This is a genomic window from Streptomyces malachitofuscus (genome assembly GCF_055571035.1).
This window is the reverse complement of sequence record NZ_JBVIGA010000003.1, coordinates 246,680-273,535: the sequence shown is the minus strand read 5'-3', so window position 1 is coordinate 273,535 and position 26,856 is coordinate 246,680. Positions and strand designations below refer to the sequence as shown.

At 71.3% G+C, this 26,856-nt stretch carries 24 protein-coding genes; 8 read left to right on the top strand and 16 right to left on the bottom strand.

The features are described 5' to 3' along the window. Nucleotides 1-25: 25 nt before the first annotated feature. Together treY and glgX are read right to left on the bottom strand one after the other, a co-directional pair. On the bottom strand, nucleotides 26-2,380 hold the full coding sequence (treY, locus tag ACZ44S_RS05985; RefSeq protein ID WP_466924928.1) for a malto-oligosyltrehalose synthase: 2,355 nt from the start codon (nucleotides 2,378-2,380) through the stop codon (nucleotides 26-28). A 175-nt stretch (nucleotides 2,381-2,555) separates the two neighbouring features. Next, on the bottom strand, nucleotides 2,556-4,694 hold the full coding sequence (gene glgX / locus ACZ44S_RS05980) for a glycogen debranching protein GlgX (RefSeq protein ID WP_466924925.1): 2,139 nt from the start codon (nucleotides 4,692-4,694) through the stop codon (nucleotides 2,556-2,558). Between the two features lie 300 nt (nucleotides 4,695-4,994). Here glgX and ACZ44S_RS05975 point away from each other — a divergent pair, with 300 nt between their 5' ends. Together ACZ44S_RS05975 and ACZ44S_RS05970 are read left to right on the top strand one after the other, a co-directional pair. Then, nucleotides 4,995-6,236 (top strand): SAV2148 family HEPN domain-containing protein, encoded by a 1,242-nt coding sequence (locus ACZ44S_RS05975; protein WP_229853728.1) that lies wholly within the window; start codon nucleotides 4,995-4,997, stop codon nucleotides 6,234-6,236. Between the two features lie 121 nt (nucleotides 6,237-6,357). Then, the gene (locus ACZ44S_RS05970; RefSeq protein ID WP_466924922.1) at nucleotides 6,358-7,080 is read left to right on the top strand and encodes an exonuclease domain-containing protein; all 723 of its coding nucleotides are present in this window, start codon (nucleotides 6,358-6,360) and stop codon (nucleotides 7,078-7,080) included. Nucleotides 7,081-7,115: 35 nt separating this feature from the next. On the opposite strand, the gene ACZ44S_RS05965 is transcribed toward ACZ44S_RS05970, so the two are convergent. Then, on the bottom strand, nucleotides 7,116-7,979 hold the full coding sequence (locus ACZ44S_RS05965) for a phosphotransferase enzyme family protein (protein ID WP_466924919.1): 864 nt from the start codon (nucleotides 7,977-7,979) through the stop codon (nucleotides 7,116-7,118). A 162-nt stretch (nucleotides 7,980-8,141) separates the two neighbouring features. Between ACZ44S_RS05965 and ACZ44S_RS05960 the strand changes: the two genes are divergently transcribed. The 4 genes from ACZ44S_RS05960 (at nucleotide 8,142) to mgt (ending at nucleotide 12,540) form a co-directional block, all read left to right on the top strand. Beyond that, complete coding sequence (locus ACZ44S_RS05960; protein WP_466924916.1) at nucleotides 8,142-9,080, top strand: carbohydrate ABC transporter permease; 939 nt, start codon at nucleotides 8,142-8,144, stop codon at nucleotides 9,078-9,080. Beyond that, nucleotides 9,077-9,910 carry a carbohydrate ABC transporter permease gene (locus tag ACZ44S_RS05955; RefSeq protein ID WP_466924914.1) on the top strand — a complete coding sequence of 278 codons (834 nt, stop codon included), beginning with the start codon at nucleotides 9,077-9,079 and terminating at the stop codon, nucleotides 9,908-9,910. The genes ACZ44S_RS05960 and ACZ44S_RS05955 overlap by 4 nt, the downstream gene beginning before the upstream one ends. Beyond that, the gene (locus tag ACZ44S_RS05950) at nucleotides 9,910-11,190 is read left to right on the top strand and encodes an ABC transporter substrate-binding protein (RefSeq protein WP_466924911.1); all 1,281 of its coding nucleotides are present in this window, start codon (nucleotides 9,910-9,912) and stop codon (nucleotides 11,188-11,190) included. Before ACZ44S_RS05955 ends, ACZ44S_RS05950 begins: the two co-directional genes overlap by 1 nt. Before the next feature lie 159 nt (nucleotides 11,191-11,349). Beyond that, on the top strand, nucleotides 11,350-12,540 hold the full coding sequence (mgt, locus tag ACZ44S_RS05945) for a macrolide-inactivating glycosyltransferase (RefSeq protein WP_466924908.1): 1,191 nt from the start codon (nucleotides 11,350-11,352) through the stop codon (nucleotides 12,538-12,540). Between the two features lie 183 nt (nucleotides 12,541-12,723). On the opposite strand, the gene ACZ44S_RS05940 is transcribed toward mgt, so the two are convergent. Continuing rightward, nucleotides 12,724-14,973 (bottom strand): MMPL family transporter, encoded by a 2,250-nt coding sequence (locus tag ACZ44S_RS05940; protein WP_466924905.1) that lies wholly within the window; start codon nucleotides 14,971-14,973, stop codon nucleotides 12,724-12,726. Between the two features lie 375 nt (nucleotides 14,974-15,348). On the opposite strand from ACZ44S_RS05940, the gene ACZ44S_RS05935 reads away from it, so the two are divergent. Further along, nucleotides 15,349-15,897: a DUF1697 domain-containing protein gene (locus ACZ44S_RS05935; RefSeq protein ID WP_466924902.1), complete on the top strand. Its 549-nt coding sequence runs from the start codon at nucleotides 15,349-15,351 to the stop codon at nucleotides 15,895-15,897. A 108-nt stretch (nucleotides 15,898-16,005) separates the two neighbouring features. Continuing rightward, the gene (locus ACZ44S_RS05930) at nucleotides 16,006-16,623 is read left to right on the top strand and encodes a mycothiol-dependent nitroreductase Rv2466c family protein (protein ID WP_466924900.1); all 618 of its coding nucleotides are present in this window, start codon (nucleotides 16,006-16,008) and stop codon (nucleotides 16,621-16,623) included. A gap of 9 nt (nucleotides 16,624-16,632) precedes the next feature. Here ACZ44S_RS05930 and ACZ44S_RS05925 read toward each other — a convergent pair whose 3' ends face one another. The 12 genes from ACZ44S_RS05925 to ACZ44S_RS05870 form a co-directional block, all read right to left on the bottom strand. Next, the gene (locus tag ACZ44S_RS05925) at nucleotides 16,633-17,370 is read right to left on the bottom strand and encodes a sirohydrochlorin chelatase (protein WP_466924897.1); all 738 of its coding nucleotides are present in this window, start codon (nucleotides 17,368-17,370) and stop codon (nucleotides 16,633-16,635) included. An 8-nt stretch (nucleotides 17,371-17,378) separates the two neighbouring features. Further along, complete coding sequence (locus tag ACZ44S_RS05920; RefSeq protein WP_466924894.1) at nucleotides 17,379-18,275, bottom strand: ABC transporter permease; 897 nt, start codon at nucleotides 18,273-18,275, stop codon at nucleotides 17,379-17,381. Then, nucleotides 18,262-19,050: an ABC transporter ATP-binding protein gene (locus ACZ44S_RS05915; RefSeq protein ID WP_466924891.1), complete on the bottom strand. Its 789-nt coding sequence runs from the start codon at nucleotides 19,048-19,050 to the stop codon at nucleotides 18,262-18,264. The genes ACZ44S_RS05920 and ACZ44S_RS05915 overlap by 14 nt, the downstream gene beginning before the upstream one ends. 36 nt (nucleotides 19,051-19,086) lie before the next feature. Continuing rightward, complete coding sequence (locus tag ACZ44S_RS05910) at nucleotides 19,087-20,190, bottom strand: aliphatic sulfonate ABC transporter substrate-binding protein (RefSeq protein ID WP_466924889.1); 1,104 nt, start codon at nucleotides 20,188-20,190, stop codon at nucleotides 19,087-19,089. A gap of 272 nt (nucleotides 20,191-20,462) precedes the next feature. Then, on the bottom strand, nucleotides 20,463-21,797 hold the full coding sequence (locus ACZ44S_RS05905; RefSeq protein WP_466924886.1) for a sulfate adenylyltransferase subunit 1: 1,335 nt from the start codon (nucleotides 21,795-21,797) through the stop codon (nucleotides 20,463-20,465). Between the two features lie 2 nt (nucleotides 21,798-21,799). Then, nucleotides 21,800-22,735, bottom strand: coding sequence for a sulfate adenylyltransferase subunit CysD (gene cysD / locus ACZ44S_RS05900; RefSeq protein WP_466924883.1), 936 nt, complete (start codon nucleotides 22,733-22,735; stop codon nucleotides 21,800-21,802). Then, entirely contained in the window at nucleotides 22,732-23,268 is a 537-nt protein-coding gene (cysC, locus tag ACZ44S_RS05895; RefSeq protein WP_466924881.1) for an adenylyl-sulfate kinase, read from the bottom strand. The genes cysD and cysC overlap by 4 nt, the downstream gene beginning before the upstream one ends. A 35-nt stretch (nucleotides 23,269-23,303) precedes the next feature. Then, nucleotides 23,304-24,014, bottom strand: a complete 711-nt coding sequence (locus ACZ44S_RS05890; protein ID WP_466924879.1) for a phosphoadenylyl-sulfate reductase — start codon at nucleotides 24,012-24,014, stop codon at nucleotides 23,304-23,306. After that, nucleotides 24,011-24,190, bottom strand: a complete 180-nt coding sequence (locus ACZ44S_RS05885) for a hypothetical protein (protein WP_149547040.1) — start codon at nucleotides 24,188-24,190, stop codon at nucleotides 24,011-24,013. The genes ACZ44S_RS05890 and ACZ44S_RS05885 overlap by 4 nt, the downstream gene beginning before the upstream one ends. Further along, on the bottom strand, nucleotides 24,187-25,884 hold the full coding sequence (locus ACZ44S_RS05880; protein ID WP_466924877.1) for a nitrite/sulfite reductase: 1,698 nt from the start codon (nucleotides 25,882-25,884) through the stop codon (nucleotides 24,187-24,189). The genes ACZ44S_RS05885 and ACZ44S_RS05880 overlap by 4 nt, the downstream gene beginning before the upstream one ends. Nucleotides 25,885-26,012: 128 nt before the next feature. After that, the gene (locus tag ACZ44S_RS05875; protein WP_310887545.1) at nucleotides 26,013-26,096 is read right to left on the bottom strand and encodes a putative leader peptide; all 84 of its coding nucleotides are present in this window, start codon (nucleotides 26,094-26,096) and stop codon (nucleotides 26,013-26,015) included. Nucleotides 26,097-26,223: 127 nt separating this feature from the next. Next, on the bottom strand, nucleotides 26,224-26,796 hold the full coding sequence (locus ACZ44S_RS05870) for a GNAT family N-acetyltransferase (RefSeq protein WP_190165874.1): 573 nt from the start codon (nucleotides 26,794-26,796) through the stop codon (nucleotides 26,224-26,226). Nucleotides 26,797-26,856 lie beyond the last annotated feature (60 nt).

The following is a 26,856-nucleotide window of genomic DNA, read 5'->3' as shown; positions in this document are numbered from 1 at the left end:
CACCGCGGGCGCGGCGACGGGACCCTCAGTCCGCGATCCGCTCCAACAACGCCACCGGCAACCGCCCGAACAGCTCCGCCAGACCCGCGTGCCCCTCGAACTCCCGCCCCGGCCCCGGCTCCAGCACATTCACCCACCGCCCCGCCGGCAGCGGCAGCCGTGTGTCGCGCCAGCCGCCCTCCTCCGCCAGCCGCAGCGACAGACGGGTCACGGCGGTGAGCACCTCGCCGGAGCGGACGAACGCCGTGCAGTGCGCCGCCGCGGGCCCCTCGGCCGCCACCGGCTCGTACGACGCCGTGTCACCGAAGACGTCCGGCCGCCGCGCCCGCAGCCGCAGCGCCGCCCGGGTCACCGCCTCCTTGTCGCTCCCGTCGTCCTCGAACCGCACGGTCCGCCGGTTGTCCGGGTCGACCAGCGCCCGGTACTCGTGCTCCGTGCCCTGATAGAGATCGGGCACCCCGGGCATCGTCAGATGGACGAGAGCCGCGCCCAGCACGTTCGCCCGGACGTGCGGCTCCAGCGACGCGCGGAACGCCGCCACCCGCTCGCCCGGCACCCCGCACGGCCCCGCCGCCACGAAGCGTGCCACCGCCTCCTCGTACGACGGGTCCTGCTCCGTCCAGCTGGTGTACAGGCCGGCTTCGCGCACATGCTTCAGCAGCGCCCCCTGGACCCGCTCCTCCTCGGCCGGCCCCAGCCCGAACACCGTCTGCCAGGCCGCCCACGCCAGCTGCGCGTCGGGTACGCCCTCACCCGCGCGCGTCACCTCCGCGAGGACGTCCGCCCAGCGCTCCGGGCACTCGGTGAGCACGTGCAGCGCCGCCCGCACGTCGGCGCTGCGCTTGGCGTCGTGCGTGGAGACGACCGTCCCGGTGGCCGGCCAGTCGCGCTGCACGCGCGCGCAGTACGCGTGGAACCGCTCCGGTGACACCGCCGGAGCGCCGGGGTCGCCGCCCACCTCCGTCGCCGACAGCAGCGGTACATACCGGTAGAACGCGGTGTCCTCGACGGACTTGGCCCGCAGAGCCGACGCCGTCTGCGCGAACCGCGTACGGAACTCCACGTGCTCCGGCGCGTCCCCGTACCGTCCGAGCACCAGATCCCGTACGACATCCACCGCCCCGGCCTCCTCCGGGACGGCGAAGGCGAGCCGGGCCTCGGCGGCCGCCTGCTCGGTCACCACACCGGAGGCGTCGACGGAGGAGTAGGGGCGGTAGACCTCCAGCCGGACCAGCAGCTCCTGGAGCGCGGTCCGCAGCGCCCAGGGCGCGCGGTCGCGCAGCGCGGTCTCCGGCGAGGTCGCGCACAACCGGCTCGTGAGCCGGACCAGCCGGTCCACCTCGGCGGCCAGCTCGTGCGTGAGCACCTTGTACGCCGCGCGCCGTACCGTCCCGTCCCAGTCGCCGCCCCGGTCCGTCTGCGGGGCCGCGAACCGCCGGTACTGGCCGAGCAGCTCCCCGAACCCGGCGGGGTCCGTGAACAGGCCGTCCACGTGCCGGAGGGCGTCGTAGCCGGTGGTGCCCGCGACGGGCCAGGAGGCGGGCAGCGTCTCGCCCTCGGCGAGGATCTTCTCCACGACCGTCCACCGGCCGCCCGTGGCCTCGTGCAGCCGCCGCAGATAGCCGTCGGGGTCGGCGAGCCCGTCGGGATGGTCGACGCGCAGCCCGTCGATCACGCCCTCCCGGAGCAGCTCCAGGGTCTTGGCGTGGGTCGCCTCGAACACCTCCGGGTCCTCCACGCGCACCCCGATCAGCTCGGAGATGCTGAAGAACCGCCGGTAGTTGAGCTCGGTCCGGGCCAGGCGCCACCACACGGGCCGGTACCACTGCGCGTCCAGCAGCTGGGGCAGCGGCAGCCCCGCGGTGCCCTCGCGCAGCGGGAACACGTGGTCGTAGTAGCGCAGCACGTCGCCGTCCGCCTTCAGGTGGCCGGCCTCGCCGCCCAGCGGCCCGCCGAGCACCGGCAGCAGCACCTGCCCGCCCTGCGCCTCCCAGTCGATGTCGAACCACCGCGCGAAGGGCGAGGACGGGCCGTCGCGCAGCACCTCCCACAGGGCGCGGTTGTGCCGCGGGACCATCGCCATGTGGTTCGGGACGATGTCCACGACCAGCCCGAGCCCGTGCTCCCGCGCGGTGCGCGCCAGCGCCCGCAGCCCCTCCTCTCCGCCGAGTTCCTCGCGCACGCGCGTGTGGTCGACCACGTCGTAGCCGTGCAGCGAGCCGGGTACGGCCTCCAGGACGGGTGACAGATGCAGATGGGACACGCCGAGCGAGGCCACGTACGGAACGGCGTCCGCCGCCGCCTGGAACGGGAAGCCGGGCTGCAGCTGCAGCCGGTACGTGGCCGTGGGCACCGCCGGGTCAGGTCGCTCAGGGGTCATGGGAACCTACGTACCCGCGTGGCCGCTTCTCGTGTCATCGATCCGCCGTTCGGGACGTGAGTGGGATGTTTTCCGCCCCCGCCGCCCCTTCCCTTCCCGTCCCTGGGGGCTGCGCCCCCAGACCCCCTTTCGGCGCTTCGGGCCTCGTCCTCAAACGCCGGACGGGCTGGATCCCCTACACCGGCCGTTGCAATACCGTCAGACTCCGGTCCGCCAGGGTCAGCCGCGTCCCCGCCGTCACCTTCGGCCCGGTGCCCGGCGGCACGCCGTCCGCGCGGGCGGTGTCGACGACCACCTGCCACTGCCGGCCGTGATCGACCGGTACCACGAAGTCCAGGGGCTTGGGCGAGGCGTTGAACATCAGCAGGAACGAGTCGTCGGTGATGCGCTCCCCACGCTGACCGGGCTCGGAGATCGCGTTGCCGTTGAGGAACACCGTCAGCGCCGACGCCCGCGCGGAGTCCCAGTCCCGCTGGGTCATCTCCGCGCCCTCGGGAGTGAACCAGGCGATGTCGGAGAGATCGTCGTGGGTACCCTCCACCGGCCGGCCGTGGAAGAAGCGGCGCCTGCGGAAGACCGGGTGGTCCTTGCGCAGCCACACCATCGCGCGGGTGAACTCCAGCAGCTGCCGGCGCAGGTCCTCCTCGGCTTCGTCCTCCTCGCCTGACGCGGGCCAGTCGAGCCACGCCAGCTCGTTGTCCTGGCAGTAGGCGTTGTTGTTGCCGCGCTGGGTGCGGGCCACCTCGTCGCCGTGGCTGATCATCGGCACGCCCTGGGAGAGCATCAGCGTCGCGATGAAGTTGCGCATCTGCCGGGCCCGCAGCCGCAGCACGTCCGGGTCGTCGGTCTCGCCCTCGGCCCCGCAGTTCCAGGACCGGTTGTGGCTCTCGCCGTCCCGGTTGTCCTCGCCGTTGGCCTCGTTGTGCTTGTCGTTGTACGACACCAGGTCGTGCAGGGTGAAGCCGTCGTGGCAGGTCACGAAGTTGATCGAGGCCAGCGGACGCCGGCCGTCGTTCTGGTACAGATCGGACGAGCCGGTCAGCCGGGAGGCGAACTCCGCGAGGGCGCGCGGTTCGCCCCGCCACAGGTCCCGCACGGTGTCGCGGTACTTGCCGTTCCACTCGGTCCACAGCGGCGGGAAGTTGCCCACCTGGTAGCCGCCCTCACCCACGTCCCACGGCTCGGCGATCAGCTTGACCTGGGAGACCACCGGGTCCTGTTGGACCAGGTCGAAGAACGACGACAGCCGGTCCACCTCGTGGAACTGCCGGGCGAGGGTCGCCGCGAGGTCGAAGCGGAACCCGTCGACATGCATCTCGGTGACCCAGTACCGCAGCGAATCCATGATCATCTGCAGCACGTGCGGGGACCGCATGAGCAGGGAGTTCCCGGTGCCCGTGGTGTCCATGTAGTAGCGGGGGTCGTCGGTGAGCCGGTAGTACGAGGGGTTGTCGAGCCCTTTGAAGGACAGCGTCGGTCCCAGATGGTTGCCCTCGGCGGTGTGGTTGTAGACCACGTCGAGGATCACCTCGATGCCCGCCTCGTGCAGGGCCTTGACCGCGGACTTGAACTCCAGCACCTGCTGGCCGCGGTCGCCCCAGGACGCGTAGGCGTTGTGCGGGGCGAAGAAGCCGATCGTGTTGTAGCCCCAGTAGTTGTTCAGGCCCATGTCCACCAGTCGGTGGTCGTTCACGAACTGGTGCACCGGCATCAGTTCCAGCGCCGTCACCCCGAGCTCGGTCAGATGCTCGATCACCGCCGGGTGCGCGAGACCCGCGTAGGTGCCGCGCAGCTCCTCCGGCAGCCCCGGATGGCGCATGGTGAGGCCCTTCACATGCGCCTCGTAGATCACCGTGTGGTGGTACTCCGTACGGGGGCGCCGGTCGTCGCCCCAGTCGAAGTACGGGTTGACCACGACCGACGTCATCGTGTGCGGCGCCGAGTCGAGGTCGTTGCGCCGGTCGCGGTCGTCGAAGTGGTAGCCGTACACCTCCTCGCCCCACTGGACCGCCCCGCTGATCGCACGCGCGTACGGGTCGAGCAGCAGCTTCGCCGAATTGCAGAGCAGCCCCCGCTCGGGGGCGTACGGCCCGTGCGCACGGAAGCCGTACCGCTGCCCGGGCATGACGCCGGGCAGGTACGCGTGCCGTACGAACGCGTCGCTCTCGCGCAACTCGATCGCGGTCTCGGAGCCGTCGTCGTGCAGCAGACACAGCTCTACTCGGTCCGCGGCCTCCGTGAAGACCGCGAAGTTCGTTCCGGCGCCGTCGTACGTGGCACCGAGCGGATACGCCTCGCCAGGCCAGACCTGCATGGATAGGACTCTTTCAGGTGTACGGCGCCGGTGGGGCGCCTTGGCTCCGAGTGTTCCCGTGTCTCCCCGAAAGGGCGGGAACCACCTTCTACCCATGCCCGCTCGGACCACGACCCGCGCATCCGCCGCTCCTGGTATGAATCCGCTCACTCCCGGTACCCGTTCGGACGGAACGGTCGCACGGCACCGGGAAGTTGAGAAACGACCCGGTCCATCGGGCTGCACCGTGTGCCGCTTGCGGAGTACTCTCCTTGATCGTTGGGACGGGGAGTGCTCGGGGGAGCGGAAGGCGGTGCGCGGGTGGGCTCGGGAGGGCTGGAACTGCCCCCTGGTGACGAGGGTCACGAGGGGAGCAGTTCCACGGACGTCCCGCCCGGTGCGGTGTCCCTGGCACGGCCGATGGACGCGGGCTCGATCGGGCCGGAGCTGGACTGGGGCGCCGACGCCTGGCGTGAGGTGCGCACCCGCGCCCAGCGGGCAGGCCGCGCCTACATCTGGCTGAACCTGGTGGAACAGCGGCTCCGCGCGGTCGTGGCGGCCGTGCTGCGGCCCGTGTACGAGCCCGTGCACGGGGACGACTGGGTGGTCGCCGCCGCCGGACCGGCCGGACAGGAGTGGGTGCAGCGCGCGGTCGCGGTCCGCGAGGTCAGCCGCCGCAAGGGCTATCTGCTCGATCCGGCCGACGACAACGTGCTGTCCTTCCTCACCCTGCCGCAGCTGCGCGAGCTGATGGTCCAGCACTGGCCCTGTTTCGAGCCGTACTTCGACGACCGCCGGGACGTCGAGCTCGCCCTGGACGAGCTGGAGGTCACCCGGAACGTCGTCTCCCGCAACCGCGCGCTGTCGGAGTCGGTCCTCGCCCAGGCCGAGCGGGCCTCCGCGCGGCTGCTGGAGATGCTCGGCGCCGGCGGCGACGTGCCGTCCGCGCGGCGGCTGCCGGTGGACGCGGTGGAGGACCTGGTCGGCGACCGGTACGCCGACGTCGTCGCCGTCCATCCGGACCGGGTGCGGCTGCTGCGCACGTTCCCGGCCGAGGACATCTTCGGCGGAGCCCGCCGGCTCGACGCCATCGGTATCGGGCTCAACCTGCTGGTGCAGAACTTCTCCGGGCGCCGTCTGGTGCGGCTGGCCGAGTCCGGCTGCCGGGTGCGGCTGCTGTTCCTCAACCCCGCGTCCAGCGCCGTCAAGCGGCGCGAGCGTGAGCTCGGCATCAAGCGGGGCGAGCTGGGGCGCGCCGTCGAGATGAACATCCTGCACATGCGCCGCGTCCGCTCCCGGCTGCGCGACCCGGGTGCCTTCGAGATCCAGGTCTACGACGAGACGCCCCGCTGCACCGCCTACCTCGTGGACGGCGACGGGTCGGACGGCATCGCGGTCGTGCAGAACCATCTGCGGCGCGCCCGCGGGATGGAGGCGCCCGTGCTGGTCCTGCGCAACGGCACCAAAGTGGTCAAGCCCGGCGAAGTCGAGGAAGGCGGACTGTTCCCCACGTATCGCGAGGAGTTCGAGCTGATGTGGGCGGATTCGCGGCCGGTGTCGTGAACGCCCGGTTCCGGCGCCCACCGTTCCGGCAGTAAGCGGAAGGCGATCCTCTGATTGTCAGTGGTGCGTGCGAAGGTGGGGACCACTGGGGGAACGCACCACACATGAAGGGGGGCAGCCCATGGGCTGGCACCGGGAGCTGCTGATCGGCTTCGACCTGGAGACGACGGGCACGGACCCGCGCGAGGCACGGATCGTCACGGGCGCCGTGATCGAGGTCAGGGCGGGGGAGCCGATGGGGCGCCGCGAGTGGCTGGCCGACCCGGGCGTGCCGATCCCCGCGGAGGCGGTGGCCGTGCACGGCATCAGCAACGAGCGGGCGGCCGCCGAGGGCCGCCCCGCCGACCAGGTCGCCGACGGCATCGCCGGCGTTCTCACCGCCTACTGGAAGACGGGCGTACCGGTCGTCGCCTACAACGCGGCCTTCGATCTGAGCCTGCTGGCCGCCGAACTGCGGAGGTACGGACTGCCGTCCCTGCGTGAGCGCCTGGGCGGCATCGACCCCGCCCCCGTCATCGACCCGTACACCATCGACCGTTCCGTCGACCGCTACCGGCGCGGCAAGCGCAACCTCGAAGCGGTCTGCGCGGAGTACGGCGTGATCCTCGACTCGGCGCACGACGCGACCGCCGACGCCCTCGCCGCGGCCCGGCTGGCCTGCGCGATAGCCGTCCGCCACCCCAAGGTCGCGGTCCTCGGCCCGGCGGAGCTGCACCGCCGTCAGATCGAGTGGTACGCCGAGTGGGCGGCGGACTTCCAGGACTTCCTGCGCCGCAAGGGCGACGTCGGCGCGGTGATCGACGGCACCTGGCCGCTGCGGGAGCCGGCGGGCGAGCCGGTCTGACCCGCCGGGCGTCCGGGGCCGGAAGGGACGCCAGGTCAGAAGGGATACCAGCGCACGCTGTCGTCCCCGTCCCGCAACGACGCCACCCGGCGTTCGAACTCCGCCAGCGCCTTGGGGTTGCCCGGCGCGTGCTGGGCGACCCAGGCACAGCTGGCGGTCTCCCGCGCGCCGCGCAGCACCGAGCAGCCCTCCCAGTCGCGCACGTCCCAGCCGTAGGCGGCGGTGAAGGACGCGTACTCCTCGTCCGGGAGCCCGTAGCGGTCGTGGGAGAGGGCCATCACCACCAGGTCGTGCTCGCGCAGATCGGCCGAGAAGGTCTCCAGGTCGATCAGGACCGGCCCGTCAGGGCCGATGTGCACGTTGCGCGGCAGCGCGTCGCCGTGGATGGGCCCCGGTCGCAGCCGGGGCGTCAGCTGCGCGGCGGACGCCGCGAATCCGTCGCGCCGCTCGCGCAGATACGCCGCGTCCGCCGGGTCGATCGCTTGGCCCGCGAGCCGCAGCCAGCGTTCCACCCCGCCGAGCAGCTCGCGGGGCGGCAGGGCGAAGGGAGGAGCGGGCAGTGCGTGGACCCGCCGCAGCAGTTCGGCCAGATCCCGTGGTCCGGCGGGCCGCACCGCCTCCGGCAGCCGGTGCCACACGGTCACCGGGTGCCCCTCGACCAGCAGTGCCTCCGGTTCGGCCGCCCGCACCGCCGGCACACCCTCCGACTCCAGCCATCCCGCGACGTCCAGCTCCCGGCGGGCCCGGTCCATCAGCTCGGGGTCACGGCCCACCTTGACGGCCAGGTCACCGGCGGCGAACACCGCGTTCTCGCCGAGGGCGAGCAACCGCGCGTCCCCCGCCGCGCCGGGCAGCACCCCCGCCGCCGCCAGGACCTCCCGCGCCCGTGCCTCGTCCATCCGTCCCTCCAGGTCCGTCCGCCTCCGGCCGCCGTAATCCGGCCATCCGCCGGCCAGTCTCGCATTCGCCCAGGTCGGCCGGAGTGCGCGGTGTCTTGACGAGGCAGAACCCCTTCACGACCATGACCGGGCCCACCCGCGCCGTGCAAAGGGGCTGATTCCGTGACGTCGGTGACCGAGGCGAGGAGATCCGCGCCCCGTGCGCCCGGCCCGGGCACCGCACCGGGGCGCGCCCTGGGCCACGGCCCGTGGTTCCTGGTGCTGCCCGCGCTGATCCCGATCCTCGTCCTGAGTGTCGGTCCGCTGCTCTACGGCATCCTGCTGGCCTTCACCGACGCCCAGTCGGGGCGCACCGAACCGACCCGGTGGATCGGCACCCTCAACTTCCAGGACCTCCTGCACGACACGCTGTTCTGGGAGTCGTTCCGGATCGGGCTGGTCTGGGCGGTCGGGGTGACGGTGCCGCAGTTCCTGCTGGCGCTCGGTCTCGCCCTGCTGCTCCACCAGGACCTGAAGCTGCGCTGGCTCGCCCGCGCCCTGGCGATCGTCCCCTGGGCGATGCCCGAGGTGGTCGTCGGCATCATGTGGCGGATCGTCTACAACCCGGACGCCGGCCTCCTCAACGAGACGCTCCGCGACTTCGGCCTGGGCAGCGGCCGGGACTGGCTCAGCGGGCTCGCCACCGCCCTGCCCGCGGTGATCGTCGTCGGCGTGTGGGCCGGCATGCCCCAGACCACGGTCGCGCTGCTCGCCGGGCTGCAGAACACCCCGCGCGAGCTGCACGAGGCGGCGGCCGTGGACGGCGCCGGAGCATGGCGCCGCTTCTGCACGGTCACCTGGCCCGCCATCCGCCCCGTCGCCCTCGCCATCACGGCGCTCAACCTGATCTGGAACTTCAACTCCTTCGCCCTGGTCTATGTGCTGACCAACGGCGGCCCCGGCGGACGCACCCGGCTGCCCATGCTCTTCGCCTACGAAGAGGCGTTCCGCTACGGACAGTTCGGCTACGCGGCGGCGATGGGCTGTGTCATGGTCGCCGCGATCTCGATCGCGCTGGCCGTCTTCCTCGCCGGCCGGCTCCGGGGAGGTGACAAGGCGTGAGGACCTCCACCGGCGCCCGCGTCGGCCAGTACGCCGCGCTGCTCGCGTATCTCGCCTTCCTCGCCTTCCCGTTCCTCTGGCTGGTCTCGACCGCGTTCAAGCCCCCGGCCGAGCTGGCCGCGCTCCACCCGACCTGGATCCCGAGCGACCCCACCCTCGACAACTTCCGCCAGGCCTTCGACGAGCAGCCGCTGCTGCGGGCCGCCCTCAACTCCCTGCTCGCCGCCTTCGCCGCGGCCGTGGTCTGCGTCGTCGTCGCCACCCCGACGGCGTATGTGACGGCCCGTCACCGCACCGCGCTCGCCCGGGTCGCGACGGGCTGGGTCGTGGTCAGCCAGGCGTTCCCGTTCGTGCTACTGATCATTCCGCTGTTCCTGGTGCTGAAGAATCTGCGGCTGATCGACTCCGTGCCCGGTCTGGTGCTGGTCTACGTGGTCTGGGCGCTGCCCTTCGCGCTGTGGATGCTCACCGGCTACGTCCGTGCCGTACCGGCCGAGCTGGAGGAGGCGGCGGCCGTCGACGGGGCCGGGCGGCTGCGGACCCTGGTGTCGGTGACCGCGCCGCTCCTCGCGCCGGGCATCATCGCCACCGCGCTGTTCGCCTTCATCACCGCGTGGAACGAGTTCTTCTTCGCCCTCGTTCTGCTCAAGACCCCCGAGAAACAGACCCTGCCGGTGATCCTCACCCACTTCATCGGCGCCGAGGGAGTCGCCGACCTCGGCCCGCTGGCGGCCGCCGCGTTCCTCGCGACGCTGCCCTCCCTCGTCGTCTTCGCGATCATCCAGCGGCGGATCACGGGCGGCATGCTCGCCGGGGCGGTGAAGAGCTGATGCGCACCAGAATCCTCGTGACGGCCCTCGCCGTCGTCCTGCTCCTCGCGGGCTGCTCCTCCGGCGGCACCCGCGACGACGGACGGATCACCCTGCGCTTTCTGTCCCTGGCCTGGCAGGAGGAGTCGGTCGAGGCCACCAGGGACCTGGTCGAGGAGTGGAACGCCGCCCACCCGGACGTCCGGGTGGAGTACGTCCAGGGCAGCTGGGACAGCGTCCACGACCAGCTGCTCACCTCCTTCGAGGGCGGGGAGGCGCCCGACATCGTCCACGACGCCTCCGACGACCTCGCCGACTTCGCGTACGGCGGCTACCTGGCCGATCTGACCGAGCTGCTGCCCGAGCGGCTGAAGTCCGACATCCCGCCGCGCAGCTGGCGGACCGTCGCCTTCGGGGACGGCGTCTACGGCGTGCCCTTCCTCCAGGAACCGCGCGTCCTCGTCGCCAACGCCGCCTGGCTGAAGGAGTCCGGCGTCCGCGTCCCGACGCCCGCGGACCCCTGGAGCTGGACGGAGTTCCGGCAGGTGACGAAGGAGCTGGCGGGCGAGGGGAGGTACGGTGTCGCCTGGCCGCTCAAGGAGCCCGTGTCCGCCACCCTCAACCTCTCCCTCTCCGCGGGCGGCCGGCTCTTCCACCGGGGCGCCGACGGCAAGGTGACCGTGCGGTTCGAGGAGGGCGACGAGGTCGTCCCGCGCACCGTCCACGAGCAGGTGACCACCGACCGCAGCGCCTCGCCCACGACGCTCGGCAGCGGCGGCTCCGACACCCTGCCCGGTTTCTTCGCCGGCAAGTACGCGATGGTGCCGCTCGGGTTCTCCTACCGCCAGCAGATCGCCCAGCAGGCGCCGGAGGGCTTCGACTGGCAGGTGCTGCCCGCCCCGGCCGGAGCCGGCGGACTCACCCAGGGTGTCAGCCCGCAGACCCTGTCCGTCGCCGAGGACTGCCCGCACAAGAAGGAGGCCGTCGCCTTCCTCGACTTCCTGCTCCGGCCGCAGAACATGGTCCGTCTCGCCCTCGGCGACTGGATGCTGCCCACCGGCAGCCGGGCCCTGGCCGACCCCGCCCTGCACACCGACGAACACGGCTGGGCCACCGGCACCGCGCTCGCCGCCCATCTGCGCCCGGCCCCCGCACAGACCGTGCGGGGCTACCCCGAGTGGAAGGACAAGGTGGCCACCCCGGCGCTCCAGGAGTACTACAGCGGGGCGATCGGCCTCGACGAGCTGCGCGCCCGCCTGGAGGAGGACGGCAATCTGGTGCTGGCCCGCTACCAGCGCTGAGTGCCCCGCCCCGAGAACCCGTTGCGCCGGGCTTCTCCGGAGTCGGCGGCTCGCTGCACGCCTCCCCGCGCCGGAGCGGTGGCTGCGGCTGCACGAGGTGCCGGCATCGTGATCACAAACAGATTGCACGAGACGTCTCGTCTCGCATACGATCCCGACATGACCAGTCCCGCTCACATCGCCATGTTCTCCATCGCCGCCCACGGGCACGTGAACCCGAGCCTCGAGGTGATCCGCGAGCTCGTGGCACGCGGCCACCGCGTGACCTACGCCATCCCGCCCCTCTTCGCCGAGAAGGTCGCCGGGACGGGCGCCGAACCCAAGCCGTGGAACAGCACGCTCCCGGGCCCCGACGACGACCCGGAGGCCTGGGGCTCCACGCTGCTGGACAACGTGGAGCCGTTCCTGGACGACGCGATCCAGGCGCTCCCGCAGCTCCTCGAGGCCTACGAGGGGGACACCCCCGACCTCGTCCTGCACGACATCACCTCCTATCCGGCGCGCGTGCTCGCCCACCGCTGGGGGGTGCCCGCGATCTCCCTCTCCCCCAACCTCGTCGCCTGGGACGGGTACGAGCAGGAGGTCGCCGAGCCGATGTGGGAGGAGCCCCGGAAGACCGAGCGGGGGCAGGCGTACTACGCCCGCTTCCACGCGTGGCTGGAGGAGAACGGGATCACCGAGCACCCGGACCCCTTCGTGGGCCGCCCCGCCCGCTCGATCGTCCTCATCCCCAAGGCGCTCCAGCCCAACGCCGACCGGGTCGACGAACGGGTGCACTCCTTCGTCGGTGCCTGTCAGGGCGAACGCGGCGCCGAGGGGGACTGGCAGCGGCCCGCGGGTGCCGAGAGGGTCGTCCTGGTGTCACTCGGGTCGTCGTTCACCAAGCAGCCGGACTTCTACCGGGAGTGCGTCAAGGCGTTCGCCGGCCTGCCCGGCTGGCATCTGGTGCTCCAGATCGGCAAGCACGTCGACCCCTTGGAGCTGGGGGACGTACCGGAGAACGTGGAGGTGCGGGACTGGGTGCCGCAGCTCGCGGTGCTCCGGCAGGCCGACCTGTTCGTCACCCACGCGGGGGCCGGCGGCAGCCAGGAAGGGCTGGCCACGGCCACGCCGATGATCGCCGTACCGCAGGCGGTGGACCAGTTCGGGAACGCGGACATGCTCCAGACGCTCGGTGTGGCCCGGCACGTCCCCGCCGGCGAGGCGAACGCCGAGGTGCTGCGGGCGGCGGCCCTCGCCCTCGTCGACGACCCGGAGGTCGCCCGCCGGCTGAAGGACATCCAGTCCGAGATGGCGGATGAGGGCGGCACCCACAGGGCGGCCGACCTCATCGAGGCGGAACTGCCCTAGCGCGGCCACACCCACCCGTGCCCGAAAGGGCCTGGGAGGTATCCCCAGGGCGATGGGGGTACCTCACGGGGGAGGGTGGGCGCGGCGGCACCCCGGAAGCGCCGGGCGGCGCGACCTCCGCCCCTGCGCACGAGGAAGGGCCCGGGAGCATCGCCGGGCCCTTCTCGCAACGCGTCTACCGGATCACACCGGCACCCGCTCGTCCTTGTCGTCCCGCGTCACCGGCCCCGCCACCGCCTCCGGCGACTCGTCGTGGGTCAGGTCCGGCATCCGGTGCAGCCACTTCGGCAGATACCAGTTGCGCTCGCCGAGCAGCGCCATCACCGCCGGGAGCAGCACACCCCGGATGATCGTCGCGTCGATGAGCACCGCCGCCGCGAGGCCGACGCCCATCTGCTTCATGGACTGCATGGACAGCGTCCCGAAGATCGCGAACACGGCCACCATGATGACCGCGGCGCTGGTGACGACACCGGCCGTGGTGACCACACCGTGCTGGATCGCGTCCCGCGTCGTGCGGCCCCGCAGCCGTGCCTCGCGGATCCGGGAGACCACGAACACGTGGTAGTCCATCGACAGGCCGAACAGGATCACGAAGAGGAACAGCGGCAGCCAGGTGATGATCGCGCCGACGCCCTCCGCGCCCACCAGGGACGCGCCCCAGCCGTGCTGGAAGACCGCCACGAGGATGCCGTATGCGGCGCCCACCGACAGCAGGTTCAGCACGATCGAGGTGATCGCGACCGTCAGCGAGCGGAACGACAGCAGCATCAGCAGGAAGGCGAAGACCACCACGAAGGCGAAGACCGGGACGACGGCACCCACCAGCTGGTCGTTGAAGTCCTTGGAGCCGGCGATCTGCCCGGTGATCGGCGCCTCGACGCCGTCGACCTCGCCGAGCGTGGCCGGCCGTACCTCGTCGCGCAGCTTCTCCAGGCTCGCGCCCGCCTTGTCCTGGTCGGAGCCGCCGACCAACGGCACGTAGACGAAGGCGACGTTCTCCCGGTCGTGCACCTTGATCTCGACCGGGCCTTGCGAGGCGCCCGAATCAACCGCCTGCTCACGGAAGTCGGCGAGCGCGGCCTTGACCTCCGGCGCGTTGATGTCGTCGGCCCTGACGACCACCTCCGCCGGCTCGGAGCCGCCCGGGAACGCCTCGTTGACCCGGTTGTAGGTCTGCACGATCGGCAGCGAGTCCCCGAACTCCTGGTCCAGCGTGAGGTTCTGCGTCTTCATCCCGACCGCGGGCGCGGCCACGGCGAGCAGCGCACCGGTGGCCACGACGACGGCAAGCACCGGCTTGGCGAGCACCCGCTTCAGTACGGCCGTCCAGAAGCGGCTGTCCGTGCTGCCGTTCGTGCGGCGCCTGCGCAGGAACGGCACACGGCCCTTCTCGACCCGCTCGCCCAGCAGCGACAGGAGCGCGGGCAGCACGGTGACGGAACCGACCATGGCGACCGCCACGACCATCAGCGAGGCCAGGCCCATCGCCTCGAACTCCGCGAGTCCGGTGAACAGCATGCCCGCCATCGCGACACACACCGTGACACCGGAGACGACGATCGCCCGGCCGCTGGTGGCGGCGGCGATCCGCAGCGCCGTGTGCGCGTCCCGTCCGGCCGCCCGCTCCTCGCGCTCGCGGCGCAGGTAGAACAGGCAGTAGTCGACACCGACGGCCAGGCCGACCAGCAGCATCACCGAGTTCGCGGTATCGCTCATCGGCTGCAGATGGCTGACCAGGCCCATCAGACCCATCGTCGCCATGATCGCGGTGAGTGCCAGAACCAACGGCAGCAGCGCCGCGACCAGCGCGCCGAACGCGATCAGCAGGATGCCGAACGCCACCGGCACCGCGGAGTACTCGGCCTTCTTGAAGTCGTCGCCGAACGCGTCGCCGAAGGTCTTCATCATGCTGGCGCCGCCGATCTCCTCGATCCGCAGCGAGCCGTGGTCCCGCTGGACGTCCTCCACGGCCTTCAGCACCGGTTCGACCCGCTCACCGGCGGTGTCGGAGTCGCCCCGCATGTCGAACTGGACCAGCGCGCTGCGCCCGTCCTCCGAGATGGTGTCGCTCTCGTACGGCGAGGTGACAGCGGTGACCTCGCCGGTCTCCTCCACCGCCGCGACGACCGCGGTGACCGCCGCCCGGAACTCCTCGTCCGTGGCCGTCAGGCCCTCGTCCTTCGCCTGGACGAGCACGGTCTCACCGGCGGGTTCCTCGATGCCGGCGTCCTCGATGATGCGGGCGGCGGTGCTGGTCTCTCCCTTGAGCTGGTCGCTGTTGCCGACGTCGACCCGGCCGGCGGCCGAACCGAGTCCCATCGCCAGCACCACGAACAGCACCCAGATGCCGACGGCCGCCCAGCGGTGCCGGGCGCTCCAGCCGCCGGCCCGGGCGGCGAGGCCCCGTACCCGCGAATCTCCGTTCCCCATGACGGGCTCGCTCCCTCGTGCTCGGCAGCGACCCCCTGCCGCCACCTGACGTTTTCGAAGGTATGGGCCGCGTAAGCGCGTCTCGTCGTGCTGACCGGTGAAGCTCGAAGGACCGTCCTCATCCCATCGGCGTCCACCTCCTCCCCACTGAGGAGGACAGTGGCCCCCTACACGGACCCGGAGAGGTGGGGGACGATGATCAGGGTTGCGGGGGCGCCGCACGCGTTTCCGCAACCTTGTTGAATAAATCACAGGCGCGTGTAGTGGTTGATCCCGCACCCACCGGTCGGCCAGTCTTTCGCGCAGTCCGCCCCACGCGGACCCAGCCGTCGTGCCCACCCCCACGGGGCACGACGGCTTCTCTACGCTGTGCCCATGGCGACGAGATACGCGGCGCTGCTGCGCGGGATCAACGTGGGCGGCAGCAGGAAAGTCCCGATGGCCGAACTCCGCACGCTCATCGAGGGCCTCGGTCACGAGGACGTGCGCACCCATCTGCAGAGCGGCCAGGCGGTGTTCACCTCCGGGCCCGGCGACGAGGAGTCACTGGCCGCCGTGTTGGCCGCGGCGATCGAGCGGCACTTCGGCTTCGCCGTCGACGTGATCGTGCGCGACCACGCCTATCTGAAGGCGGTCGCCGACGCCTGCCCGTTCCCGGCCGGCACACTGGAGCCCAAGCAGCTCCACGTCACCTACTTCTCCGGGCCCGTCACGGCCGAGCGCTTCGCCGAGATCGATCCGGCCGCCTACCTCCCCGAGGAGTTCCGCCTCGGCGACCGTGTGCTCTACCTGTACGCCCCGAACGGGCTGGGCCGCTCCAAACTCGCCGAGCACCTGTCCAAGCCGCGCATCAACAAGGGCGTCGTCGCCACCAGCCGCAACTGGAACACGGTGACGAAACTCGTGGAGCTCACCCGGGACTGACCTGGCGCCGACCGGGACGGGACCCGTGGCACGGCGGGGAAGTGGACCAGTGGCGGCGCCGCGAAGTGGACCACGTCACCGGGCCCCGCCGCGCCTACGGTCGACGGTATGAGCCATGGATCGCCCACCCGCGTCGACTGCTTCTTCGACCCCGCCTGTCCCTTCGCCTGGATCACCTCCCGCTGGCTGCTCGAGGTCGAGCGGCACCGCCCCCTCGATCTGCGCTTCCGCGTGATGAGCCTCTACCTGCACAACACCGGCAACGAGCTGCCCGACTGGTACCGGGACCTGGTCGACCGCTCCCTGGGCCCGGTGCGGGTGGCGGTGGCCGCCGCCGAACGGCACGGCGAGAAGGTGCTGCGCGACCTCTACACCACCCTCGGCACCCGCATCCACGAGCGCGGTGTCGAGGACTTCGACACCGTGATCGCCGAGTCCCTCGGTGAACTCGGCCTGCCCGCGGACCTGGCCGCCGCCGCGCACGACCCGGCGTACGACGACGCCGTGCGCCGCAGCCACGAGGCGGGCGCCGAAGCGGAGACGGGCGCCTACGTGGGGACGCCCACCCTCCATGTCGACCAAACGGTGTGGTTCGGACCCGTGCTGCGAGCCGTTCCCCGGGGCGAGCGGGCGGCCGAACTCTTCGACAGCTTCCGGGTACTGGCCCGCGACCCGGACTTCTTCGAACTGAAGCGGACCAGGACCGGCGGCCTGAGCTTCGGCTGAGCGGACAGGTCAGGCGCCGACCGCGGCCAGCCGCGGCACCCGCGCCTGTTCGTACCGCTCCAGCAGCACCCGCGCCACCTCCGGCGCGGGACCCAGCACGTCCGCCAGGACGTCCGCCTCCGCCGCGCCCCGGGCGATACGGTCCGGGAGGAAGCCGGGGGCGAGGACGTAGGGCGCCACGGCGACGCGCGCACAGCCCAGCGCCCGCAGTTCGCGGACCGCGTCCTCGGTGCGGGGGAGTGATGCGGAGGCGAACGCAGGCCGCACGGCGCACCAACCGGTGTGCCGCCACTCCCGCGCGATTTCTGCGATCACTGCGATCGCCTCCGGGTCGGAGGACCCCGCCGAGGCCAGCACGACCCCGGTCGAGGACTTGTCGGCGGGCGTCAGGCCCGCCTCGTGCAGCCGCCGCTCCAGGGCCGTCAGCAGCAGCGGGGACGGGCCCAGCACCTCGGCCTGGCGGATCCGCAGCCGCGGCGGGGCCTCGGCCAGCACCGCCGGGATGTCGGCCTTGGCGTGGAAGGCCCGGGTCAGCAGCAGCGGGAGGGCGACCACCTCGCGGACGCCCTCCGCGTCCAGGGACTCCAGCACCCCTTTCACCGAGGGGATGTTGAAGTCCAGGAACCCGGTCTCCACCCGCAGTCCTGGCCGCAGCGACCGCACCCGCCGCACCAGGTCGTGCACGGTCGCGGCGTGCCGGGGATCGCGGCTGCCGTGGGCGACGACGAGAAGTACCGGACGGTTCATGGGGTGCCTCAGCCCTTCACCAGCAGACCGCGGCTGCGCAGCACCCACCGCTCCAGCGGACTGAAGATCAGCAGGTCGATGGCGATACCGACGGTCAGGATCAGCAGGATGGCCTCGAAGACCATGGCCATGTCGCTGGCGTTGCGGCCGTTCTCCAGCAGCTGGCCGAGGCCGATGCCGAGGTCGGGGAAGGACGCGATGATCTCCGCCGCCATCAGCGAGCGCCAGGAGAACGCCCAGCCCTGCTTCAGCCCCGCCACATAGCCGGGCAGCGCGGCCGGCAGCACGATGTGCCAGGTGCCCTTCAGCCCCGTCGCGCCCAGGGTGCGCCCCGCCCGCAGGAAGAGCGGCGGCACCTGGGAGACGCCGGAGACCAGGCCGTTGGCGATCGAGGGGACCGCGCCGAGCAGGATCACCGCGTACATCATCGAGTTGTTCAGGCCCAGCCAGATCACCGCCGGCGGCACCCACGCCACCGACGGCAGCGACTGCAGACCGGACAGGATCGGTCCGATCGCCGCGCGCACCACCTTCACGCGCGCCACCAGCAGTCCCAGCGGGGTGCCGATCAGGAGCGCGAAGAAGAAGCCGAGCAGACCGCGCGAGACGCTGGTCCAGATGTAGCCGAGCAGTTCGCCCTGGAGCCACGCCTCGCGCAGGACGTGCCACACCGCGCCCGGCGAGGGCAGCTTGGTCGGATCGTCGACGATCTTGAAGGAGACCAGGGCCTGCCACACGGCCAGCACCAGCGCCACGGCGACGAGCGGCGGCAGGATCTTCTGGGTGAGGGTCTGCCGGAACGGCGTGCGGCCGGTCTGCACCGTCTCCAGTGCGTCGAGGCCCGCCTCCAGACCGGCGAGGTCGCCCCCGTCCCTGTCCTTCGCGGTCGTCTCAGTGCTGGCCATGACGGCGGATCTCCCCACGGAGTTCTTCGGTGATCTCGACGGACAGTTCCGCCACGGCGGTGTCCTCGATACGGCGCGGATGCGGGATGCCGACCGTCCACTCACGGGCGATCCGGCCCGGACGGGAGGACAGCAGCACCACCCGCTCCGCGAGCCGGACCGCTTCGCGCACGTTGTGCGTGACGAAGAGGACCGACAGACGTGTCTCGCGCCAGATCCGGGTCAGCTCGTCGTGCAGCACGTCCCGGGTGATGGCGTCCAGGGCCGCGAACGGCTCGTCCATCAGCAGCAGTTTGCTCTCCTGGGCGAGCGCCCGGGCCAGCGCCACCCGCTGCCGCATCCCGCCGGACAGCTCGTGCACCCGCTTGCCGTGGGCGCCCTTCAGCCGGACGAGCTCCAGCAGCTCCTCGGCCCGACCGCGCCGCTCGTTCTTCGGCACCCCCCGCAGCTTCAGGGCGAGTTCGATGTTCTTGCCCGCGGTCAGCCACGGGAAGAGAGCGTGCTCCTGGAACATCAGGGCGGGCCGCCCGTCCGTGCTGATCGCGCCGGCCGTGGGCCGGTCCAGGCCCGCGACCAGGTTCAGCAGCGTCGACTTGCCGCACCCCGACGCACCCAGCAGGGTGACGAACTCACCGGGCGCTACATCGAGCGTGATGTCGTCCAGCACGAGCTGCTGCCCGGCCGGGCCCGTGAACGACTTCGAGACATGCTCGATCCGGGCGGCGTGCGTGGCCGTCCCGACGCCGTCGGCGGCCTTGGCAAGGGTCGTGGCCATGGTCGTCACCTCCTGGGAACTCTTCGTGATGCGGGCTTATTCGGCGCCGAGTCCGGCGTCGTCGACGGCGGGTCTGCCGGCCGCCTCGAGGACCTTGTTGAGCAGCCTGAGGTCATAGATGCCGGTCAGGTCCGGCTGCTCCAGCAGGCCCGCCTCGACCGAGTGGTCCGCCTGGGCGTCGAGCGTCGACGCCAGCGGGTCGTCGGTGAACCGGATGGACTCCCACGCCGGGTCGAGCACCTCGGCGGGCAGCGCCTTCCCGGAGTCGGTCTCCAGCTGCTCGTTGGCGACCGTCTTCGCCTCGTCACGGTGGGCGTTGATCCACTCGTTCGCCTCGACGGAGGCCCGCAGCACCGCCTCGACCGCCTTCGGGTGCTCGTCGAGGAACTCCTGGCGCACGATCACGTTCGTGATCACGAACTTCCCGTCCGGCCACAGGGACGTCTCGTCCAGCAGCACCTTGCCGCCCTCGGCGACCAGCCTCGAGGCGGTCGGCTCCGGCACCCAGGCGCCGTCGACCGACCCCGCCCGGAACGCGTCGGGGGTGACCTTGTTGTCGCTGCGGACGACCGTGACATCGCCCTTGCCGCTCTGCGCGTCGACCTTCCAGCCCTGCTCGGCCGCCCAGTTGAGGAACGCGACGTCCTGGGTGTTGCCGAGTTGCGGGGTCGCGATCCGCTTGCCCTCGACGTCCTTCAGCGACTTCACCCGGTCCGGGTTCACCACCAGTTTCACCCCGCCGGACGCCGAACCGCCGACGATCCGCAGGTTCTTGCCGTTCGACCGGGCGTAGCCGTTGACGGCCGGCGACGGGCCGATGAAACCGATGTCGAGGGAACCCGAGTTGAGGGCCTCGATCTCCGACGGCCCCGCGTTGAAGACGGCGTACTTCGCCTCCGTACCGCCGAGCTCCTTCTGGAAGAAGCCCTTCCTGTTGGCCACCAGCGCGGTCCCGTGGGTGAGGTTGCCGAAGTACCCGATCCTGACGGAGTCGAGACCGTCGGTCCTCTCCGCGCCCGCGGCGACCTTCGCGGCGCCGTCGTCCTTCGCCTGGGAGCCGTAGCCGCACCCGGCCAGGGTGAGCAGCAGAAGCACGGCCATCACCGCGAGGGTGCGGCGAAGAGCTGATGGGGCAGGCACGGGAGGCTGTCCTCTCGGAGGCCCGGCGGTCACGTTCTCAGGTCGCGGCCGGGAAGTCGGCGGGTTTTCGTCTACGGCGGTGGGGCGTGAGGGCGCGCGAGCGGTGCGCGTACGTCATCGCACACATCGCTCCACCCCGCCCTGCCCTCCCCCAGACTTCGTCCGGGGGGACCCCCAGCCGAGAGCACCGCTGCCGACCCGGCCGCCCTCCTTCGCGAACTCCGAGTAGAAGTCGGTGGGGGATCCGGCGCGCGACTCATGGGAGTTCATGCTCAGAAGTCCCATCCGTCGTCCTCGGTCCCGTCCTTGACGGGCTCCGGCGCGGCGAAGGACTCACCGACCATGCCGGCGGTCAGCGTCGTGCCGTCGCTGGGGTCGATGAGGATGAACGAGCCGGTGCGCCGCGAGTCCGCGTAGGAGTCGGCGGGCAGCGGTTCGGCGGTACGGATCTTCACCCGGCCGATGTCGTTGGCGCCGAGCGTGCCGGGGTGCGGGTGCAGGGACAGGTCGTCCAGCGTCAGCCGGGACGGGATGTCCTTCACGATCGCCTTGACCGTGCGCGTGCCGTGCTTGAGCAGCACGCGGTGGCCCACGGTCAGCGGCTGGTCGGCGACATGGCACACGGTGGCCTCGACGTCCTGCGAGGTGGCCGGCGCGTCCTTGCTGGGGACGATCAGGTCACCGCGGGAGATGTCGATGTCGTCGGCCAGCAGCAGCGTCACCGACTGCGGAGTCCAGGCGATGTCGACCGGCTTGCCCAGCAGGTCGATCCCCGTCACCGTCGTCGTGCGGCCGGACGGGAGCACGGTCACCGGGTCACCCACCCGGAAGGTGCCCGCCGCGATCTGGCCGGCGTACCCCCGGTAGTCCGGGTGCTCGGTGCTCTGCGGCCGGATCACGTACTGCACGGGCAGCCGGGCGTGGCAGTGCGCCAGGTCGTGGCTGACCGGGACGGTCTCCAGGTGCTCCAGCACCGTCGGGCCGCCGTACCAGTCCATGTGGGCGGACGGCTCCACCACGTTGTCGCCGACCAGCGCCGAGATCGGGATCGCGGTCACCTCGGGGACGCCCAGCTCGGTCGCGTACGCCGTGAACTCCTCGGCGATGCCCGCGAACACGGACTCCCGGTAGTCGACCAGGTCCATCTTGTTGACGGCGAGGACCACGTGCGGGACGCGCAGCAGCGCGGCGATGGCGGCGTGCCGCCGGGTCTGCTCGACCACACCGTTGCGGGCGTCGACGAGGATCACCGTCAGTTCGGCCGTGGAGGCGCCGGTGACCATGTTCCGCGTGTACTGCACATGGCCGGGGGTGTCGGCGAGGATGAACCGGCGCCGGGGCGTGGCGAAGTAGCGGTAGGCCACGTCGATGGTGATGCCCTGCTCCCGCTCGGCCCGCAGACCGTCGGTGAGCAGCGCGAGGTCGGGAGCGTCCTGGCCCCGGCTCGCCGACGCGCGCTCCACGGCCTCCAGTTGGTCGGTGAGAACCGACTTGGAGTCGTGCAGCAGCCGGCCCACCAGGGTGGACTTGCCGTCGTCCACGGAGCCCGCGGTGGCGAACCGCAGCAGCGTGGTGGCCGCGAGCTCCTCGGTCGTGATGGTGCTCATCTCTAGAAGTACCCCTCGCGCTTGCGGTCTTCCATCGCGGCCTCGGAGAGCCTGTCGTCGGCGCGGGTGGCGCCGCGCTCGGTGAGCCGGGAGGCGGCGATCTCGGTGATCACCTTCTCGATGGTGTCGGCGTCGGAGTCCACCGCGCCGGTGCAGGACATGTCGCCCACGGTCCGGTAGCGCACCAGCCGCTTCTCGACCGTCTCGCCGTCCTTCGGGCCGCCCCACTCACCGGCGGTCAGCCACATGTTGGAGCGGCGGAACACCTCGCGCTCGTGCGCGTAGTAGATCTGCGGCAGTTCGATGCCCTCGCGGGCGATGTACTGCCACACGTCCAGCTCGGTCCAGTTGGACAGCGGGAACACGCGGACGTGCTCACCGGGGGCGTGCCGGCCGTTGTACAGGTTCCACAGCTCGGGGCGCTGACGGCGCGGGTCCCACTGGGAGAACTCGTCGCGCAGCGAGAACACCCGCTCCTTCGCGCGGGCCTTCTCCTCGTCCCGGCGTCCGCCGCCGAACACGGCGTCGAACTTCTCGCTCTGGATCTTCTCGGTGAGCGGCAGGGTCTGCAGCGGGTTGCGGGTGCCGTCGGGACGCTCCTTGAGCACCCCGCGGTCGATGTAGTCCTGCACGGAGGCGACGTGCAGCCGCAGCCCGTGCCGGGCGACGGTGCGGTCGCGGTAGTCGAGGACCTCCGGGAAGTTGTGCCCGGTGTCCACGTGCAGCAGTGAGAAGGGGACCGCCGCCGGGGCGAACGCCTTCAGCGCCAGGTGCAGCATGAGGATGGAGTCCTTGCCGCCGGAGAACAGGATCACCGGCTTCTCGAACTCGCCCGCCACCTCACGGAAGATGTGCACCGCCTCGGACTCGAGGGCGTCCAGGTGCGAGAGGGCGTACGGACTGGCCGTGCCCTCCTCGACAGTGGCGACGGCTCTCATGCCAGTCCCCTTTCGCTGAGCAGGGCGTACACCGACGCCGCGGACTCCTGCACGGTCTGGTTCTGCGACTCGATGCGCAGATCGGGCGTCTCGGGTTCCTCGTACGGGTCGTCCACTCCGGTGAGCCCGGTGAGTTCACCCGCGGCCTGCTTGGCGTACAGACCCTTCACATCGCGTTCCGAGCACACCTCGACCGGCGTCGCCACATGGACCTCGACGTACGGTGTGCCGTTCGCCGCGTGCCGCTTGCGGACCGCGTCCCGGCTGTCGGCGTACGGCGCGATCACCGGCACCAGCGCGGTGACGCCGTTGCGGGCGAGCAGTTCGGCGACGAAGCCGATGCGCTGCACGTTGGTGTGCCGGTCCTCGCGGCTGAAGCCCAGACCCGCCGAGATGAACTCGCGGATCTCGTCGCCGTCGAGCACCTCGACCCGCCGGCCCTGCTCGCGCAGCCGGGCGGCCAGCTCGTGGGCGATGGTGGTCTTGCCGGCGCTCGGCAGACCCGTGAGCCAGACGGTGGCTCCGGTCGTCACGTGGTTCTCCTGGTTCGTCGAAGGCGCGGTCATGGTCAGCCGTGCAGCCCGCACTCGGTCTTGGAGCGGCCCGCCCACCGGCCGGCGCGCGCGTCCTCGCCCTGAAGCACCCGGCGGGTGCAGGGCGCGCAGCCCACGGAGGCGTAGCCGTCCATCAGCAGCGGATTGGTGAGGACGCCGTGCTCGGCGACGTAGGCTGCCACATCTTCCTGTGACCACCGGGCGATGGGGGAGATCTTCACCTTCTGCCGCTTCTCGTCCCAGCCGACCACCGGGGTGTTCGCCCGGGTCGGGGACTCGTCGCGGCGCAGGCCGGTCGCCCAGGCCAGATAGTTCTTCAGACCCTCCTCCAGCGGCCGCACCTTGCGCAGTGCGCAGCACAGGTCGGGGTCGCGGTCGTGCAGCTTCGGGCCGTACTCCGCGTCCTGTTCGGCGACCGTCTGCCGCGGGGTCAGCGTGATGAGGTTGACGTCCATCACGGCCTCGACCGCGTCCCGGGTGCCGATGGTCTCCGGGAAGTGGTAGCCGGTGTCGAGGAACACCACGTCCACGCCGGGCAGGGCGCGGGAGGCGAGGTGGGCGACCACCGCGTCCTCCATGGAGGAGGTCACGCAGAAGCGGTTGCCGAAGGTCTCGGCGGCCCACCGCAGGATCTCCGGCGCGGAGGCGTCCTCCAGGTCGCGGCCCGCCTGCTCGGCCAGCGCCTTCAAGTCGGCGGTGGCGCGCTCTTCCTGTACGGCCGTCATGTCCGGTCCCCTCCCGTGTCGGATCGCTCGAGCCCTCGGGCGAGCAGTCCGAGGAACTTCAGCTGAAAGGCCCGGTTGCACGCGCCGCATTCCCAGGCGCCGTGGCCCTGCTCGCCGGGGCGCAGGTCCTCGTCGCCGCAGTAGGGGCAGTGGAACGGCGCGGCACGCTCGCTCACGACAGCGCCTCTTCCGTGGCGCGGCCGACCCAGGCCGCGAACCGCTCGCCGTCCTCGCGCTCCGCCTGGAAGCGCTTGACGACCCGTTCGATGTAGTCGGGCAGCTCGTCGGAGGTCACCTTCAGACCGCGGACCTTGCGCCCGAAGGACGGCTCAAGGCCGAGCGCGCCGCCCAGGTGCACCTGGTAGCCGCCGACCTGGTTGCCCTCGGCATCGGTGACCAGCTGGCCCTTGAGACCGATGTCCGCGGTCTGGATACGGGCGCAGGCGTTGGGGCAGCCGTTGATGTTGATGGTGAGCGGCTCGTCGAAGTCGGGGAGCCGGCGCTCGAGTTCGTCGATGAGGTCGCTGCCGCGCTCCTTGGTCTCGACGATGGCGAGCTTGCAGAACTCGATGCCCGTGCAGGCCATCGTGCCGCGGCGGAACGGGGAGGGGCTGACCCTAAGGTCCAGCGCCTCCAGGCCGTCGACCAGCGAGTCGACCCGGTCGGCCGGCACATCGAGGATGATCATCTTCTGTTCGACGGTGGTGGAGACGCGGCCCGAGCCGTGGTTCTCCGCCAGTTCGGCGACCTTGGTGAGCAGCGAGCCGTCCATGCGGCCCACGCGCGGGGCGAACCCGACGTAGAAGCGGCCGTCCTTCTGGGGGTGCACGCCGATGTGGTCGCGCCACGCCTGCGCCGGCATCTCGACGGCGGGGCCGTCGATCAGCTTGCGGCCCAGGTACTCGTCCTCCACGACCTGGCGGAACTTCTCCGGGCCCCAGTCGGCGACCAGGAACTTCAGCCGGGCGCGGTTGCGCAGCCGGCGGTAGCCGTAGTCACGGAAGACGGAGGTCACGGCCTCCCAGACGTCCGGCACGTCCGCCTCGGGCACCCAGGCGCCCAGGCGCACACCGAACTTGGGGTTGGTGGACAGACCGCCGCCGACCCACAGGTCGAAGCCGGGGCCGTGCTCGGGGTGGACCACGCCGACGAAGGAGATGTCGTTGATCTCGTGGGCGACGTCGAGGAGCGGGGATCCCGAGACGGCCGTCTTGTACTTGCGCGGCAGGTTGGAGAAGCGCGGGTCGCCGATGTAGCGGCGGACGATCTCGTCCAGTGCCGCCGTGCCGTCGATGATCTCGTCGGCGGCGACCCCGGCGACCGGGGAGCCGAGCATGCCGCGCGGGCAGTCGCCGCACGCCTCGGTGGTGGACAGGCCGACCGCCTCCAGGCGCTCCCAGATGGCGGGCACGTCCTCGATGCGCACCCAGTGGAACTGGATGTTCTGCCGGTCGGTGATGTCGGCGGTGCCGCGCGCGTAGGTCTCGGCGACCTCACCGATCACCCGCAGCTGCTCGGTGGTGAGCCGGCCGCCGGTGATGCGCACGCGCATCATGAAGTACTTGTCCTCGAGCTCCTCCGGCTCCAGGAAACCGGTGCGCCCGCCGTCGATCCCGGGACGGCGCTGCGTGTACAGACCCCACCAACGGAAGCGTCCGCGCAGGTCGTTGGGGTCGATGGAGTCGAAACCCCGCTTGGAGTAGATCGTCTCAATGCGTGTCCGCACATTGAGACCGTCGTCGTCCTTCTTGAGCTGCTCGTTGCCGTTGAGCGGGGTCAGGTGCCCCACGGCCCACTGTCCCTCTCCGCGGTGACGGCTCACCTTGCGGCGGGGAGTCGCGGCGGCAGTCTTCTGCGGGGTGGCGGCCATGTCTGATACGTCCTTCGGGACAGGCGAAAATGCGGCTCTGACCTGCGCATACGTGCGCACGGATTCAAGTGCGCGTCATTGCGCGGGGAATGAGGCGAGGAAGAGATGTCGGGCGGTGCTGGGTGCTCTCAGCGCGCCGGACAGATGGCGCTGGACATGCGGCCGAGGTCGACGTGCCGCCGACTCACCAAGGCGATTCCAGTTCCAGGCATGGCGGAAGCCTGGCACGGCCGCTTGGACACAGTCCACCGTTATCCGAAATGTGGACACCCTTGTCTCGGAATGGGAGACAAGGGTGTCCTTGGTCACAAGAGCCGCGCGCGGTCTTGTCGGTGCTGGTCAGGCCGGGTAGGCCCCCGGCCACGGACCCGGCGTCGGCACCTCCGGCTCGTCCTCGACCTTGGTGTCGAAGAGGGTGAAGCCCCGGCGCCGGTAGTTGTCCATGGCGTGCTCACCGTCCTTGCTGCACGTGTGCAGCCACACCCGCGTGGTCGGCTTCAGCCCCGGCCAGCGGTCCGCCAGGTCCCAGGCGCGGGCCGTGCCGCAGGACAGCAGATGTCCGCCGATGCGCCGCCCGCGGAAGGCGGCGACGAGGCCGAAGTAGACGATCTCGACGACCCCGTCCTGCTGCGCCTCCAGTTCGACGTACCCCGCCGGTGTCCCCCGGTCGTAGGCGACCCAGGTCTCCACCCCGGGCCGGTCCAGGTGCTCCGTCCACTGCGCGTACGTCCAGCCCAGCCGGTCGGTCCAGCGGATGTCACCGCCGACGGACGCGTACAGGAAACGGCTGAACTCGGGGGAGGGCACCTCGGAGCGGACCACCCGTACGTCTCCTTCGGGCACGGCGGCCGGGCGGAGGTCGGTGGGCGCGGTCTGCTCCAGGGACCAGGTGGTCACGGAGATGGTCGTCATGTCCGAAAGGGAACCATCCGGTACGCGTTCCTGTCGAACGCCTGATCCGAACGTCTGATC